This window comes from Microcoleus sp. Pol10D4 (assembly GCF_036701555.1).
GTDB lineage: Bacteria > Cyanobacteriota > Cyanobacteriia > Cyanobacteriales > Microcoleaceae > Microcoleus.
This window is the reverse complement of sequence record NZ_JAUBRA010000047.1, coordinates 45,099-59,011: the sequence shown is the minus strand read 5'-3', so window position 1 is coordinate 59,011 and position 13,913 is coordinate 45,099. Positions and strand designations below refer to the sequence as shown.

General features: G+C 46.9%; 12 protein-coding genes, 2 tRNA genes and 3 pseudogenes. 5 read left to right on the top strand and 12 right to left on the bottom strand.

Annotated elements, in window-relative coordinates; translation table 11 throughout:
• The first annotated feature begins 451 nt into the window (after nt 1-451).
• Nucleotides 452-2,026 carry a peptidoglycan-binding protein gene (locus tag QUA36_RS21390; protein ID WP_333459025.1) on the top strand — a complete coding sequence of 525 codons (1,575 nt, stop codon included), beginning with the start codon at nt 452-454 and terminating at the stop codon, nt 2,024-2,026.
• A 177-nt stretch (nt 2,027-2,203) separates the two neighbouring features.
• On the opposite strand, the gene QUA36_RS21385 is transcribed toward QUA36_RS21390, so the two are convergent.
• The 3 genes and pseudogenes from QUA36_RS21385 to lipA form a co-directional block, all read right to left on the bottom strand.
• On the bottom strand, nt 2,204-2,731 hold the full coding sequence (locus tag QUA36_RS21385) for a transcriptional repressor (protein WP_190742311.1): 528 nt from the start codon (nt 2,729-2,731) through the stop codon (nt 2,204-2,206).
• A 441-nt stretch (nt 2,732-3,172) separates the two neighbouring features.
• Complete coding sequence (sigC, locus tag QUA36_RS21380) at nt 3,173-4,438, bottom strand: RNA polymerase sigma factor SigC (protein WP_333210576.1); 1,266 nt, start codon at nt 4,436-4,438, stop codon at nt 3,173-3,175.
• A gap of 1,046 nt (nt 4,439-5,484) precedes the next feature.
• A pseudogene (lipA, locus tag QUA36_RS21375) lies at nt 5,485-6,360 on the bottom strand (lipoyl synthase); the annotation flags it as partial.
• Between the two features lie 102 nt (nt 6,361-6,462).
• Between lipA and QUA36_RS21370 the strand changes: the two are divergent.
• A tRNA-Pro gene (locus tag QUA36_RS21370) sits at nt 6,463-6,536 on the top strand.
• 55 nt (nt 6,537-6,591) lie between these two features.
• Here the strand turns inward: QUA36_RS21370 and QUA36_RS21365 are convergent.
• Nucleotides 6,592-7,286: pseudogene (locus tag QUA36_RS21365) on the bottom strand (IS1 family transposase).
• Nucleotides 7,287-7,315: 29 nt separating this feature from the next.
• Between QUA36_RS21365 and QUA36_RS21360 the strand changes: the two are divergent.
• Nucleotides 7,316-7,771 carry a hypothetical protein gene (locus QUA36_RS21360; protein WP_333459024.1) on the top strand — a complete coding sequence of 152 codons (456 nt, stop codon included), beginning with the start codon at nt 7,316-7,318 and terminating at the stop codon, nt 7,769-7,771.
• On the opposite strand, the gene QUA36_RS21355 is transcribed toward QUA36_RS21360, so the two are convergent.
• From QUA36_RS21355 to gltX, 3 genes and pseudogenes are all read right to left on the bottom strand, one after another.
• On the bottom strand, nt 7,754-8,074 hold the full coding sequence (locus tag QUA36_RS21355) for a hypothetical protein (protein ID WP_333459023.1): 321 nt from the start codon (nt 8,072-8,074) through the stop codon (nt 7,754-7,756). The genes QUA36_RS21360 and QUA36_RS21355 overlap by 18 nt on opposite strands.
• 148 nt (nt 8,075-8,222) lie before the next feature.
• Entirely contained in the window at nt 8,223-8,657 is a 435-nt protein-coding gene (locus tag QUA36_RS21350) for a CAAD domain-containing protein (RefSeq protein ID WP_333161778.1), read from the bottom strand.
• Nucleotides 8,658-9,059: 402 nt separating this feature from the next.
• Nucleotides 9,060-10,502 (bottom strand): annotated as a pseudogene (gene gltX, locus QUA36_RS21345) (glutamate--tRNA ligase); the annotation flags it as partial.
• A gap of 384 nt (nt 10,503-10,886) precedes the next feature.
• Here gltX and QUA36_RS21340 point away from each other — a divergent pair.
• Together QUA36_RS21340 and QUA36_RS21335 are read left to right on the top strand one after the other, a co-directional pair.
• On the top strand, nt 10,887-11,384 hold the full coding sequence (locus QUA36_RS21340; RefSeq protein WP_333459022.1) for a DUF393 domain-containing protein: 498 nt from the start codon (nt 10,887-10,889) through the stop codon (nt 11,382-11,384).
• A gap of 97 nt (nt 11,385-11,481) precedes the next feature.
• Nucleotides 11,482-11,691, top strand: a complete 210-nt coding sequence (locus QUA36_RS21335; protein ID WP_333459021.1) for a hypothetical protein — start codon at nt 11,482-11,484, stop codon at nt 11,689-11,691.
• A 58-nt stretch (nt 11,692-11,749) separates the two neighbouring features.
• Here the strand turns inward: QUA36_RS21335 and QUA36_RS21330 are convergent, their stop codons facing one another.
• The 5 genes from QUA36_RS21330 to QUA36_RS21310 form a co-directional block, all read right to left on the bottom strand.
• A complete protein-coding gene (locus QUA36_RS21330) occupies nt 11,750-12,412 on the bottom strand; it encodes a Uma2 family endonuclease (protein ID WP_333459020.1) in 663 nt (220 codons plus the stop codon).
• Between the two features lie 78 nt (nt 12,413-12,490).
• Nucleotides 12,491-12,576: transfer RNA gene (locus QUA36_RS21325), tRNA-Asp, on the bottom strand.
• A gap of 32 nt (nt 12,577-12,608) precedes the next feature.
• The gene (locus QUA36_RS21320; RefSeq protein WP_333459019.1) at nt 12,609-13,385 is read right to left on the bottom strand and encodes a hypothetical protein; all 777 of its coding nucleotides are present in this window, start codon (nt 13,383-13,385) and stop codon (nt 12,609-12,611) included.
• Between the two features lie 43 nt (nt 13,386-13,428).
• Nucleotides 13,429-13,611, bottom strand: coding sequence for a hypothetical protein (locus tag QUA36_RS21315; RefSeq protein ID WP_333459018.1), 183 nt, complete (start codon nt 13,609-13,611; stop codon nt 13,429-13,431).
• Nucleotides 13,612-13,619: 8 nt separating this feature from the next.
• Nucleotides 13,620-13,910, bottom strand: coding sequence for a hypothetical protein (locus QUA36_RS21310; RefSeq protein WP_333459017.1), 291 nt, complete (start codon nt 13,908-13,910; stop codon nt 13,620-13,622).
• Between the last annotated feature and the right edge of the window lie 3 nt (nt 13,911-13,913).

Below are 13,913 nucleotides of genomic sequence, written 5' to 3'. Positions count from 1 at the left end.
CCGCTTTTATCAACAAGGTATGCGGGCTGCAACCCTTATACAGTCTATCTCGTAGACCTCTTTGTCACCCCCCCAGCAAAAAAACTGCTATTTCAGGCTCTTTACCAGATAACCAATTAAGATGATGACAAACTGCGCCCAAGTCTTGTGGTAATTTCTGCGGCAGCCAGATAAAATATTAGCCAGCACTACCCCAGAACTTATTGTCTTTTGGCCTTAAAGGCTAAGACTATGCCTGCAAACTTTTTTGCTGAGTCTCGCGTCTCTAGAAGCAGCAATGCTATCTTGGGTGTTACCTGTAATTATTTTTGACAGTAAATTTTTTATAAACACGGGTGCTTCGCGCTTTCCAAGTAGAACTTAGCGTTGATAGAATCCAAGCCAAGCGTACCAAAAATCATTTTTGGCAGTTTGCTCACACAACCCACCCACAATTTCACACTAAAAAATTATGGAATCTCTTGCTTACCTCGAACTTGCTCTTGTTTGCGAAGCACCCGCAGAGTCGAAAAATTTTGATGAGCCCAAGTGGCAAAACCTATCGAGTCAGGCTTACGTCCGTTTGCTATCTCTGGCTTTGATGCTGTCGGTTTTGAGTGCAGCCGGTTCGGCTTTTGCTCAAATAGATCCGGGATATCCGAATGTGCGAGCGGTTCAAGACAGGTTGCGGGAACTCGGTTATTTTCCCAGATCTTCGACAGGTCAACTCGGCCCGGTTACTCAACAAGCGCTGGCTAACTTTCAGCGAGACTATCAACTGTCGCTGACTGGTAGGCCCGATCGAGCTACTGTGATAGCACTCAACAGTTTTGCCAGGGACGATCGACCTTTTAATACTATTTATACAAATTATCGGGAGCTGCGTTTTGGAAACGCGGGTGCAGATGTTTCTGCTCTCCAGCGCAGGTTGAAGCAGCTAGGCTACTTCAGTGCCCATCCCACAGGGAGTTTTCGCGAAGTTACTCAAAATGCGGTTAGATACTTCCAGCGAATTAATCGACTGCGGGTAACTGGAATTGCCGATAGGCAAACTTTAGCTTTGCTGTTTGGTTCCACTCGGTCTGTTCCCCCCGTTACGCTTCCAGAGAATATTTCGGGAAATGGCGGTTGCAAGGGGCTGCGGTTCGGAGACAGAGGAGCGACGGTAGACTTGATCCAGCGACAATTAAAAGCTTTGGGCTATTTTGAAGGTGGCGTTGACGGTAAGTTTCGGGAACGCACTCTCTACGCTGTGACTCGTTTTCAGCAAGATTACAATCTGGTTTCTGACGGCTGCGCTGACACTGCTACTTTGACTGCTATTGATGCCCAGATGAGGCAAGCTGAAATTACCTCCTGGACTGAGGAAGATGACCAACAGAGTAATGCCGGAGATTTTCTGGAGTTGGGCGACAGAGGCCGACAAGTAGAATTTGTCCAGCGGCGGCTGCAAGAATTGGGTTATTACAGGAGCCAGATTCACGGTTGGTTCGATCGACCAACTCAGGCAGCTTTGATCCGCTTTCAGAGAGATAGCGGGATGTTCGGGACTGGAAGAGTCGATCGCAGCACTCGATCAGCTTTGCGGCAAGGCAACAGGCAGGCTGCAGCGCCTGTGCCGCAAATTGCCGCTGGTCTGCGACGGGGCGATACTGGGCCTGCTGTCCGACAGCTTCAGTCTACGCTCAGAAGTCTGGGCAAAAACCCCGGCCCGGTGAACGGAGTATTTGGAGCCGAGACCGAGTTTGCCGTGCTGTCGTTTCAGCAGGAACGCAATTTGTCACCGGCGACGGGTATTGCCACTCCGGCGACTTTGGCTGCGATCCAAAACGGATTAGCTGGGCGGGTAGCTGTTTCTGCTGTTCCAATTAGCAGCAGTTCCAACTCTCGATCGAGCATTCAGCAATTACAAAGGCGACTGCAAGACCTCGGCTTTTACACAGGCTCGATCAGCGGAGTTTTGGATACTTCGACGAGAGACGCTCTCGATCAAGCTCAGCGCAGTTACGGGATCAGCAGCGACGATTTGTTGAGCCAAACTTTTTAGCCCCACGCTTGCGGACGCTACATCAAAGAAATCGGGTTTCTTGTTTCCGGCTCATTCCTGAAATGATGTATTTTTCCTAAGAAACCCGGTTTCCGCGTAACTGTGATCGCACTTGGGCTACCAAGTTTTGTTAAAAGTTGTAACAAGTCATACTTGAAATGCGAAAATAGTGTAATGTCACTCGATTGAATCCGGGGCGCTGCTGCCGTTGTGGGCGATCGACCTCGGACAAGACCAATTGCTGGAAACCAAAGACGGCCATCCCATCCGCAAAGCTTCGTGACACACCGTATGAATGGTTAGCTGGCAGTCTAGCAGGTGCAACCCAGACTTTTCAGCTTGCTTCATGCCAATTTTCAAAATCGAATCGTTGTTAAATTCGATCGTTCTGTTGCACTGAACGCAGACTAGGTGGTGGTGGTGATGCGGGTAAGGCTGGTTTATTTCATAGTGTTTGTGACCTTCTGCTAGTTCGAGTTCGCGGAGGAGGCTCATCCTTGCCATTAACTTTAAAGTTCGGTAAATGGTGGACAAGCTAATATTTTCTCCGCGATTTTTTAACAAAGTGTACAAATCCTCCGCACTCAGGTGATTGCCTTTGGGGAGGTTCTGAAACACGTGCAAGATGGTTTCCCGTTGGGGAGTCATCCGCCAGCCTTTGTCATTGAGTTCGGATTTGAATGAAGACGCGGTGTAAAGTGCCATTGTGACCCTCTCAAGAAAGTCTGCCTATTGACAATAATACACAACGATCGAGATATTTTGCAAATATCGCAGCTTATTGAAAAAAGATTGAGAAAAAAATTTGGTTTTTGATATTGTTTGACTTTTAACCAGCTTTATGAATGAAAGCATCCAGGATACAAGCGCCCGGATTCATTCCTTCGGAGACTCAGGACCCAGAAATAAAAAACCTGTATCGGATGAAACTTGCCCCCCGAATTTATGCGTGGGGTCAATGCTTCAATTCTAAAATCTAAAATCTAAAATCTAAAATCTAAAATCGCGCAATCGATTGACTTGCTGCAGAGGACAGAGAAGTGGTTGAGAAGTAAATATTGTTACTTCTGCCGAATGCCTCATGCCTTCTGCACAAGTGCCAAATGCCTTGCTCCCTGATTAATCGCGCTGACTGACCGGCCAAATTTAAGTCAGAGACTCCAGATAGTCGCGGACGCGGTTGCGACGCTTAGGTTGGCGGAGTTTTTGCAAAGCTTTGGCTTCAATTTGACGGACGCGCTCGCGGGACAAGTCGAGGGCGCGACCGATTTCTGCCAGCGAATAGGGGTGTCCGTCACCCAAACCAAAGCGCATCAGAATTACATCTCGCTCGCGGCTGGTCAAATCTGCCAGCAGTTGCTGCAAGTCGCGGTGCAAAGCTTCTCGCATCAGCATTTCTTCTGGGGAGATGCTGTCGGTTTCTAGCAAGTCGCCCAACTCTGTATCTTTTTCGTTGCCCACTTTAGTTTCCAAAGAAACAGAACGGGGTACTCGCAACAAAACTTCTCGGACTTGGGGCGCTGTCATGTCCAACTCGACAGCGATGTCTTCGATCGTAGCTGTCCGACCTTTTTCTTGAGAAATTTTGCGCTGGGCTTTTTTGATTTTGTTAAGTTTTTCGGTGATGTGGACGGGGAGGCGAATGGTGCGGCTTTGAGTGGCGATAGCCCGCGTAATTCCCTGCCGAATCCACCAGTAGGCATAGGTGCTAAACCTATAGCCCCGCGTCGGGTCAAACTTTTCTACAGCTCGCTCCAGTCCCAGAGTACCTTCTTGTATTAAGTCGAGCAATTCTAAACCGCGATTTTGATATTTTTTCGCTACCGAAACCACCAGGCGCAGGTTCGCCTTAATCATGTGGTCTTTAGCTTCGACGCCTTCAGCTTGAATTCTTTCGATCGTCTCGACCGTCATCTCGGCTAACTCGGCCCACTGGCGCTTGCCTTCAGACATAATTCGCTTGAGTTCTGGCACGTCACTGACACCGGCGGTTAATGCCCAGCGTTCCAGGGAAGGTTTATGTCCCAACTGTGCTGCTAACCGATCGCGCACCTCAATTAAATGCACGAAGCGCCCAATTAGCCCTTCTTCCTGGGAGGCGACGGTGTTGCGTAATTCCAGCAATTTGATATAGCGCTGAACTTTTTGAGCTTCCGAGACTTCTTCGTCTCTACCCAAGAGACGAACCCGACCTATTTCTTGGAGGTACAGGCGCACTAAATCTGTAGTGCGACGGCTGGCATTTTTTTGCAATTTGGCTGCTGGGTCTGCATCTTCTGTCTCTGCTGGGTCTTGGTCGAGCAGTTCGTCTCCAGCTTCTTCAGCATCTTCATCCAACACATCACCTTGCAAGGGATTGACTCGCAGTTGTTCGTCGAATTCAGCTTCAGCGTAAAAAGAGGTGGCTGGCATAGTGATTTTCTCAGTTGCTCCGGGTGAAAAGATGCTACGCTTAGCGGTTATTTATAATTAAGATGCCCATTTGGTTAAGACGAAGCATCACCGCTTTGTGTTTCTTTAGTAACTTTTCTGACTTTTCTGCTGTTGTTCGATAGAACTTTTGCTGCCCCACTTGTTTTACCAAGATTCTGGAAAACGCTAAGAACTTTCTGATGTAACAGGTTGAAGGCCCGAAAAGTGTGTTGTACTTCTTTGTTTATGTAGCTAGTATAGATAGTGACTGGCTAGAAACAAGTGACGTTAGTCAGAAGTTAAGTTAATCTTCATCACCAATAACCTGGTTCCCGATCACTTCGGAAAATTAGCCATTTTTTTAATAAAACTTTATATAACTCGGCGCTCTTGATTAAATACGCTGTTGTGAGCGCAGAAGTTTAATCCATTACAGCATATGAGCTTCAGAGTTGCTATAGTCCGCAGTACCGAGTTATTGACTGACGCAAAAACCGGGTTTCTTCCTCAAATTTCTGGATTAAAACCTAGAAGTTTGAGCAAGAAACCCGGTTTCTGGATCTCTTTTGCCTAAGTCGCGACTTTGAGGCGGCGATCGGCTGATATTTTTTTTGCTGTTGGCCATTGGTAACAAGTTAAGCTAAGAAAGCATTTGCCAATCAGCAACTAGGCTCAACATTTACTCGGATTTTGGGCATAAAACTGAGATGTGGGCGATCGAGGAATCATGCCTCCCATGATGTTTATACCTACTCCCTCTCAAATCGTAAATTTTCCACTCCTAAAAAAGCTGTTTTTTTGAGTAGTATTACTGATTGACAAATGCAATTAAGTCTTAACTTGTCACCAATGGCTGTTGGCTACTGCTTCCCGCTTAACATCACGCCCCGAACACCAGCATCTGAAACCGGGTTTTTGGCCCTGGGTCTGCATATCAAGCGCAAGTTTTTCCTCGCTGTTACCCGGTTGATCGGGTTTTAGTGAGAATGGTGCGATCCTCTTCGAGGGCTTCGCTAACGGGCGCGAGTCAACTCAAATTAAAATTGCTAGCGTGGGTAAAGTTTCATCAGTTCTCTTACCTGTTCGGCGTGATAGGAACTGCGAGTTAAGGGAGAAGCGACAACCTGCAAGAATCCCAAAGATTCGCCAAACTTTCTCCAAGCATCAAACTGTTCTGGAGGCACAAAGTTTTCTACGTTCAAGTGCTTTTGAGTCGGTTGCAGGTACTGTCCAACTGTTAAAATATCGCAGCCGACAGCCCGCAAGTCTTGCATTGCCTCCCGAATTTCGGCGTCTGTTTCTCCGAGTCCCACCATGATGCCGGATTTGGTGTAAACCCCAGGTGCGAGTTCGCGGCTTCGCTGCAATAGTTCCAAGGTGCGATCGTATTTTCCTTGCGGTCGCACCTTCCGGTAAAGTCGCTTTACGGTTTCGGTATTGTGGTTGAGTACCTCTGGTCGGGCTGCGAGAATGATTTCTAAAGCTTGCCAGTTGCCGCACAAGTCGGGAATCAAAACTTCTATAGTTGTATCGGGCATCGTCGATCGCACTGCTTGAATGCACTCGACAAATTGAGACGCCCCCCCATCCGGCAAATCGTCCCGGTTGACAGAGGTAATCACGACGTGGTTGAGTTTGAGCCGCTGAACCGCTTGCGCCAATCTTTGGGGTTCTGTGGGATCTAAAGATTGAGGCTTTTTCTCAAAATCGATGTCGCAGTAAGGACAGGCGCGGGTACAAGCCGGCCCCATAATCAAAAATGTCGCAGTACCTGCGTTGAAGCATTCGCCGATGTTCGGACACGACGCCTCCTCGCAAACCGTATTTAGGGATAAATCCCGCAAAATTTCTTTGACGTTGCCGACGCGCTCCCACTGGGGGGCTTTAACTCGCAACCACTGGGGCTTAACTGTCACGTCTGTCTCCGCCTGAGTAGTATTTTACAAATAATTATAAAATAATTATATACGAGCTTGCTCAATTTTGACTTGAGTATGATAGGGTAAAAATATAGTGACTAATTTCGGGATGTAGCGCAGCTTGGTAGCGCACCTCGTTCGGGACGAGGGGGTCGCAGGTTCAAATCCTGTCATCCCGATTTACTTTGACTCTTTACAGGTAACGGGTTTCAGATTTATTACCGCGTTGCTGAATCAGTTTATGATGGGCTGAGGAATGGGCACCTCTGGGAACTTGAGGTAGTGAAGTAACAATCGAATTGAATGCGCCAACATTTCTACTGATTTGGAATAACACAATGTCTTCCGATGTAATCGAGCCAGATAATGGCGTAAGCGAGTGTTTTCCCCCTTGCACTCGGGTCATGTAAGTTTTACTCACAATCTGGTCGCCTTCAGGGATAAAACCCGGATAAACAGACCACCCATCGGTGACATAGAAGTAGCACTGCCAGGTTGCCACAACTGTCCACAAAGGCTTGAAGATCTCAGCACGCACGATCGCCTAAAACTCAGCCTAAGATCCCTGGCTTAAAGTGGTCAAACGCCGTCCACAGCCAGATTTTGTTTTTTTTGACTTCACAAAAGTTTCCAGTTCATAGAGTTCACCGACTTCAAGAGCATAGGCATCAGGAAGTAATTCACCCACTTGCTTGACCCAAGTAATCACGGTCGTATGATGAACCCCTTTGACCCGTTCAATCCCTCGAAACCCTAAGCCATTGACGTACATTCTGAGGCACTCACGCTTAAACTCATCCGAGTATCCTGCAGGCGGAGAATAGGTATCAAAGAAATGCCGTCTGCACTCCTTGCAGAGGTGATGAGTGTTTACCTTTCTGTTTCTCATTTTTACTGATATTAGTCGAGCCACATTCTGAACACTGCATCGTTTCTCCCCTGATTTCATAGCTCCATTATGCAACGCCACTACCGCACTAAAATTATTAAAGCCTTTCACAACAGCAGGCAAATTCACCGCATACTGTTTGATTTTTACCGACAAGTGGAGGATAATGTTAATTGGTTGCAGCAGCGAATAGATGAACTAGACAGCACTTTGACTACCGACAATTTACAGGAATTTAAGGACGAGTTGAAAAAGCTACTGAAAACAGCATTGACTTACACTCAAAGGCTGACAAAATTAGAAGATTACAGTAATACAATTGCGATAAATCTTAACAATTATGTTAAGAACTTATATCAAATCTATGCTAAAGTTGAAAGCGATGAGGAAGAACTATCTATATTAAATCACTTCAGTAGAAAAACTGCTCCATATATGCGATCGCAAATAGCAGGCGACTTAGGATATTTCCGACACGGCACAGGCTTAATCGAACAAGCGATCGCCTCATCCGAGGGAGAGTAGAAATAGAACAAGCCCGGAGCGATCGCGCCAATCAAATAGAACTCCGCAAGAGCGAATTAGCAGAGAAAAACCGAGACGATCGCCTAGAAAGCACAATACAGGCGATCGGTGTCGGTTTAGCAGCCGGAGGAATTGCAGCATCAAGCGGCACAGACAAACTCTTCGAGACGCTGCGACAAAACCACGTCCCCGCACCCTTAATCCTGTGGTATCCGTTTGTATTTTCCTTTGTTTTGAGTTGTGCGATCGCCCTTGGATCTGCTGCGATCGTCTTGTGGCGCACTCGGCCAAAGAATTAGCCATTAACCATTAGTTCGCGTAGGCAGACTTCGTTTGTTTTCCCGTAAACTCAGCGATTTCAATCGCCCATTCCTACAAAAAAAACCGACACCAACAACTTATTTAAAGTTATCAGTGTCGGGCACAAATTCAACAAATTACCAGCAAAAGTTTAGGACTTTTTGCCGAAAACTTGTTCTTTCAATGCTTGAATTTCTTGAGCTAATTGTTGCCGGTTGGACGATCGCAGCAAATAGCGGTAGATAAACCACCCCGCGTATCCGATACCAATTAGCTCGAATGTGGGTGCTAGCAGGGGGATGTCGTTGAGTTCGTCTATTACGCCCAAGAGCACTTTCAAAGAGACAATCGAGGCTAAAATTACACCGACAACAGTCAGGGGACTTTTGTACTGTTCGTAAAAGCTGCCGATGTAAGCGGGAAACTCAGACAAAATTGCGATAATTTGTTCTTTGATCTGCTGGGTCTGACTTGGCGGTTCGTCGGTAATTATGACTTTTGTGGTATTGCTGGAACTGTCTGCTTCATTTCCGGCAGGAATTTCGGTGATGATAACGGTTGTTTCTGGTTCGTTTGATGAAGTCATTTCTCCACTCGCAATAGTTTTTTGCTGGTTGGCGGCAGGTATTTCAACTGCTGCTGCGGCTGTTTCAAGAGCCGGTATTTCGACTGCTGCAACCTCCCCGTCGGTTGGTTCAAGAGCCGACACTTCGCCTGTTTCTGAAGTCGGTATTTCGACTGCTGTAACTTCCACTGCTTGTTCGACAGTCGGCGTTTCGACTGTTTCGATCGCAAGTTTTTCCACTTCTGAAACCTCTGCTGCTGATGGTTCAACAACCGGGGTTTCGACTGTTTCAATAGTCGGTGTTTCGACTTTTGAAACCTCCACTGCTGACTGTTCTGTAGCAGAACTTTCGGCGACTGTTTCTGCGTGTGGTTGTTCTGGGGTAGGAGTTTCGTCCGCGACACCAACACCAGGCAAATTCAAGTTGCTAATGGCATCAAGCAAACGGGTTTTAGCCGTTCCTCGCTGGTGAAGGATTACCCAAGATTCTATCAGGTCGGGGCCGTGCATTGCACCTGTCAGAGCGGCTCTGAGCGATCGCATAATTAGCCCTTTGTTAAGATTTTTCTCTTTACTGAGCTTTTTAGTGATTTTCTGAGCTTCCGCTGATGTCAGGGACGAATGACTTTCCATCGCTTCTACAACTGCTTGTAAAGCCTGTGCAGCCCCTGTTTGCTGCAACTGTGCGAGTGCTTCTTCTTCGTATTCCACGGTGGTGGAGAAGAAAACCTTACACATATCCACAGCATCGGTTAAGCGAACGAGACTCGGGCCGATTAAAGCAGCTATTTGTTCGAGCCAGGGGCGGTCTGCCTCCAAGTCAAACTCATAACCGCCTTTCTGCCACCAATAAGGTATCAGCAAATCTGTCAATTGCGGCACTGGCATTTTGTGCAGATATTGACTGTTCAGCCAATTGAGTTTATCCCAATCAAATTTTGCACCGGCTTTGTTGACTCGATAAAATGTAAATAATTCTGCTGCTTCCGACAGTGTAAATATTTCCTGCGTTGAATCCGGCGGAGTCCAACCGAGCAAAGTCATGTAATTAACTAAAGCTTCGGGCAGGTAGCCCATATCTTTGAAGTCAGAAATCGAGGTTACGCCGTCGCGTTTAGAAAGCTTTTGTCCTTGGGAGTTTAAAATCAGTGGCGTGTGGGCAAATTCTGGGATTGTCGCGCCCAAAGCTTCGTAGAGCAATATTTGTTTCGGAGTATTGCCGATGTGATCTTCGCCGCGGATGACGTGGGTGATGCCCATGTCTATGTCATCGACAACTACGGCGAGGTTGTAGAGGGGTTGGCCGATGACGCCGCCGCTGGATGCCCGGGCAATCACCATATCGCCGCCGAGGTCGCTACCTTTCCAGGTTACGGTGTCGCGCACCATGTCGTTCCAAGAAATCGTGCGATCGTCGTCGATGATAAACCGAATCACAGCTTGTCGCCCTTCGCCTTCAAAAGCTGCGCGCTCTTTGCTTGTCAAGTTGCGGTGCCGGTTGTCGTAGCGGGGGGCTTGTTTGTTGGCTTTTTGTGCTTCCCGCATTTCGTCGAGTTCTTCCGACGTGGTGTAGCAGCGGTAGGCGAGTCCATTGTCGAGAAGGGTTTGGACTGCTTGGCGGTATATTTCCAGACGTTGGGACTGAAAACTCGGGCCTTCGTCCCACTCCATACCCAGCCAGGTGAGTCCTTCGAGGATGTTATCGGTGTATTCGCTTTTAGAACGTTCTACGTCTGTGTCTTCTACCCGCAGGATGAATTTTCCCCCTTGGTTGCGGGCAAACAGCCAGTTAAATACGGCGGTTCTGGCGGTACCGATGTGTAGGTTTCCGGTGGGACTGGGGGCTAGACGGACTCTGACATTCATGTAGATTTTTGCTTTTAGATTGGGCGATTTGCTGGTTGGGGAAAGAGCTGATGTTTAAGACTTTAAATTTTATTATATTTTGTTGCCGAATTAACAGTTGTGCTTGGCAGGTGCTTTGCCTCGAATTGTTTGATCATAGGCGATCGTCTTCGAGGGCTTTCCTTCGGATCGCGGAGCTAACGAGCGATCGGGCGAAAGTCTCCGGCAAGGCAAGAAAGGGCATCTTGATGATAATAGCTTGCGGGTGGCCAAGACTGGATTGACCTTTGGGACTATTTTTCACACCACAAATAACTGCTTTAGGAGTACCGAAGCCGCACCTGATAACTATGGATGCTTGTAAAATGTTTGTGTGCGATCGATGACATTAAAATATATTTCCCTATGTCTGCTGCTAAAACTGAGTTTTCCGAATCTGTTGCGCCTTCACCCGAGTCTGTTGCGCCTGCTTGGCAGATTGAGTTACTGTACGACGGTGAATGTCCTCTGTGCGTGCGGGAGGTTAATTTCTTAAAAAAACGCGACGCGGGGCGAGGTTTAGTGTCGTTTGTGGATATTGCGGAGGATGGCTACAACCCGGATGCCCACGGCGGAATCGACTACGAAACGGCGATGGGGCGGATTCACGCGGTGTTACCCGACGGTACGGCAATTAAAAATGTGGAGGTTTTTCGCCGCACCTACGAGATTCTAGGTATGGGATGGATTTATGCAGTTACTAAGTTACCAGTGCTCGGGGCGATCGCCAATTGGCTGTACGGAATTTGGGCAGACTGGCGGCTGAAGCTGACGGGAAGGCCGGATTTAGCAACTATTATGAGCGATCGAACTCAGCGGATCGAGTGCGAAAGTCAGGGCCGCTGCCAACCCAACTCGAAATGAGTCATATTTAATAAGTTCGATCGCCCTATCAGAAGATGTCCGCAGAAACAGACTGCAACTAACATTAAAGATGGACTGCTATTAAAGGTCAAAAAAAATGCAAGATGCAGGCTATACAGTCTTCATGGGCTTCGGTGGTCTCTGGATACTTATGGGAATTGCCGCTGTGATTTTCCTGTTCAAATCGGACGGTCAAAAACTTAGGTTTGGCAAATGGGGATTGCTAGTTGCTATTCCGATTCTCGTCCCCATCGTCCTGGTTTTGACATATCAGATCGCCCGACCCTTTCTTTCCTCGCACCTTTGAGCGCTGCTGGGAGTCGATCGTCGGTGGGAGAAAGGAATTAGTTAAATTAAGTTAAATATTATTGCTCATTTTCGGGCGATCGCAACTGCTCGTTCGCCCATTGACGCAAAGACCGAATTATGGCATTGTCATCTTGAGTTTCTGCCATCTGCAAGAATTGATTGAGCATTGCTACAGAAAGGATGGGAAATGTCGGACTGCGATCGCAGGTAATATATTCCCGATTTTGCAATTGATAAATTTGTACAGTTTGTCCCCGATACCGCCAAACTTCAGGGATTTCTAGCTGTGTGTAAACTACAAATCGATTAGAAGAAGGACTGGTAATATCAACTTCAATTACCAAGTCTGGGGGAGGAGCAGTTGAGATGTCAAGCCTTCTCCCTAGAATGCGATCAACATTTTGGATATAAAAACAGGAATCCGGTTCTGCACCTTGTTCTAAATCTTCACGGTTGAGAGTCGTTGAACCAAATCCCTTAATCTTCAAGTCCAACTCTTCAGTCAAAGCTGTAACAATCCGTTTGAGCAAACAGTTAATAGTTTCATGCAAGTCGGATGGCATGAGAATTTCTAAGACTCCTTGAGAGTATGAAAATCGCGAGGCTCTCTTGTCTCCTGCTTCTGCTAATAAGCTTTCGTAAGTCTGCCAACTGATATTAGATAATACTACCCGTTGTGTAGTTTTTTCCGGTGAGAGGTTAATGAGCGTAACAGTCATATTTCGCTCCTCCTTACTCAATTAATAAAATACTAAAAGCTTAAACTTTGTATTTTAAACTTTCGATTTACGAGAGAACGGGACAGACGGGGCTCGAACCCGCAACTTCCGCCGTGACAGGGCGACACTTCCCGATCAAGTGTCCCTCTGCACTTAGTTGTCCCTGTTAATTTCTCACGCATGAGATCATGATATCTCAATCATCCAGAAAAAATGTGGGGCGATTCCTACTGGCAGTTCCAAGAACAGCGGCGTAGGGGTTGTCGGAAGGACTATGCCACATAGGCCACTCTTTTGCCCTCCAGAGCACTTCATCCTCAAACAACTCTGGGCGGCGCTCATAATACCAAGCCCACGCATCGGGCCACCACTTCCAAGCTTGCCAAAATCCATAGGGAATAATGGATCTGGTTACATAGTAGCCGTTTGTTTCCGTGTGAACTCGATTGTCTACTCGCTCCCACTGAAGCTTGCAAGGAGAAGCATACCCATGCTCGCAGTAAAATTGCAATTCCTCTACAGGAACTTCAACGTCGTAACCGCAAATGAAAGGTAACTGGACGGCTTCAACAAAACCCTTTGCTTCCCATGTTTCCCCCCAACCCAAAACTTTACAGTATCGTTCCTCATCCCATCGCTGATAATAAAGTGCTAGTGGCAAAGATTCAGCTTCAAATTGCTCAACGTCGTACCAACCCAGTACAGTGTCTCCAGACTTGTTGCTACTGGACTCTAGCCAGTAACTACCTAAAACGCAAGTAAATCTTCGATGAATCCAATTAGCCCACTTAGGTATGTCAAGTGAAGTAAGTATCGCGTTTATAGTTTCCTTGATATTACCTTTCTCCTCTTTCTCCCATTGATTCAATATCTTTGTAATTTGGGCTTTACCTACACTCTCGTTATATTCTTGAGCAAGTATTTTGTTTATAGCTACTTGGAACTTGTCTGGGCTGTTTAACGCTTTTTTCACGATCGTACAATGAAGCGAGAAGCGACCTCGCAATGCTACGCTATCAATTTAAATCTTCATTCCCTAAATTATCCACTTCGTCATCATCCGGGTCATCTTCGTCGTAGCCCCAACAATGCTCGCAATGTAAACACTTGTAAAACCCAAAATCCTCATCATACCTAATTTCTTGTGAATCACATTGCGGACAAAATTCATCCAGCACTTTTTGAGCTTGTGTTTTCATTTTTAACCTCATTTTTGACGCGCAATTGCCACCATCATCCCCGCACCCGCTCCACCACACCCTACAGCCAAGACTGCCAAATCTGGCTTAAGAATTTTCCCCGCAGCGCAACCCACAAATAAAGCCACAATAACGGCAATAGGTAAATGTTTGGTTTGCCGTTCAAGGCGGGAAACGCGATCGGTAATTGAAAGTAAAGATACTTCAATTTCATCATGCTGCCAAGCCAACTGCTGTTTGAGCACGGCTTGTTTGGCGGCGCCGTACAAGGGCTTTCCGTTCTTGCTTAAAACTTCCACAAT

What these genes read in the sequence shown, in the direction of transcription:
- QUA36_RS21315 (WP_333459018.1), bottom strand. Translation starts at nt 13,611, where the DNA reads ATGAAAACACAAGCTCAAAAAGTGCTGGATGAATTTTGTCCGCAATGT.
- QUA36_RS21360 (WP_333459024.1), top strand. Translation starts at nt 7,316, where the DNA reads ATGCAACGCCACTACCGCACTAAAATTATTAAAGCCTTTCACAACAGC.
- QUA36_RS21390 (WP_333459025.1), top strand. Translation starts at nt 452, where the DNA reads ATGGAATCTCTTGCTTACCTCGAACTTGCTCTTGTTTGCGAAGCACCC.
- QUA36_RS21355 (WP_333459023.1), bottom strand. Translation starts at nt 8,074, where the DNA reads ATGGCTAATTCTTTGGCCGAGTGCGCCACAAGACGATCGCAGCAGATC.
- QUA36_RS21340 (WP_333459022.1), top strand. Translation starts at nt 10,887, where the DNA reads ATGTCTGCTGCTAAAACTGAGTTTTCCGAATCTGTTGCGCCTTCACCC.
- QUA36_RS21350 (WP_333161778.1), bottom strand. Translation starts at nt 8,657, where the DNA reads ATGACTTCATCAAACGAACCAGAAACAACCGTTATCATCACCGAAATT.
- sigC (WP_333210576.1), bottom strand. Translation starts at nt 4,438, where the DNA reads ATGCCAGCCACCTCTTTTTACGCTGAAGCTGAATTCGACGAACAACTG.
- QUA36_RS21330 (WP_333459020.1), bottom strand. Translation starts at nt 12,412, where the DNA reads ATGACTGTTACGCTCATTAACCTCTCACCGGAAAAAACTACACAACGG.
- QUA36_RS21335 (WP_333459021.1), top strand. Translation starts at nt 11,482, where the DNA reads ATGCAAGATGCAGGCTATACAGTCTTCATGGGCTTCGGTGGTCTCTGG.
- QUA36_RS21385 (WP_190742311.1), bottom strand. Translation starts at nt 2,731, where the DNA reads ATGGCACTTTACACCGCGTCTTCATTCAAATCCGAACTCAATGACAAA.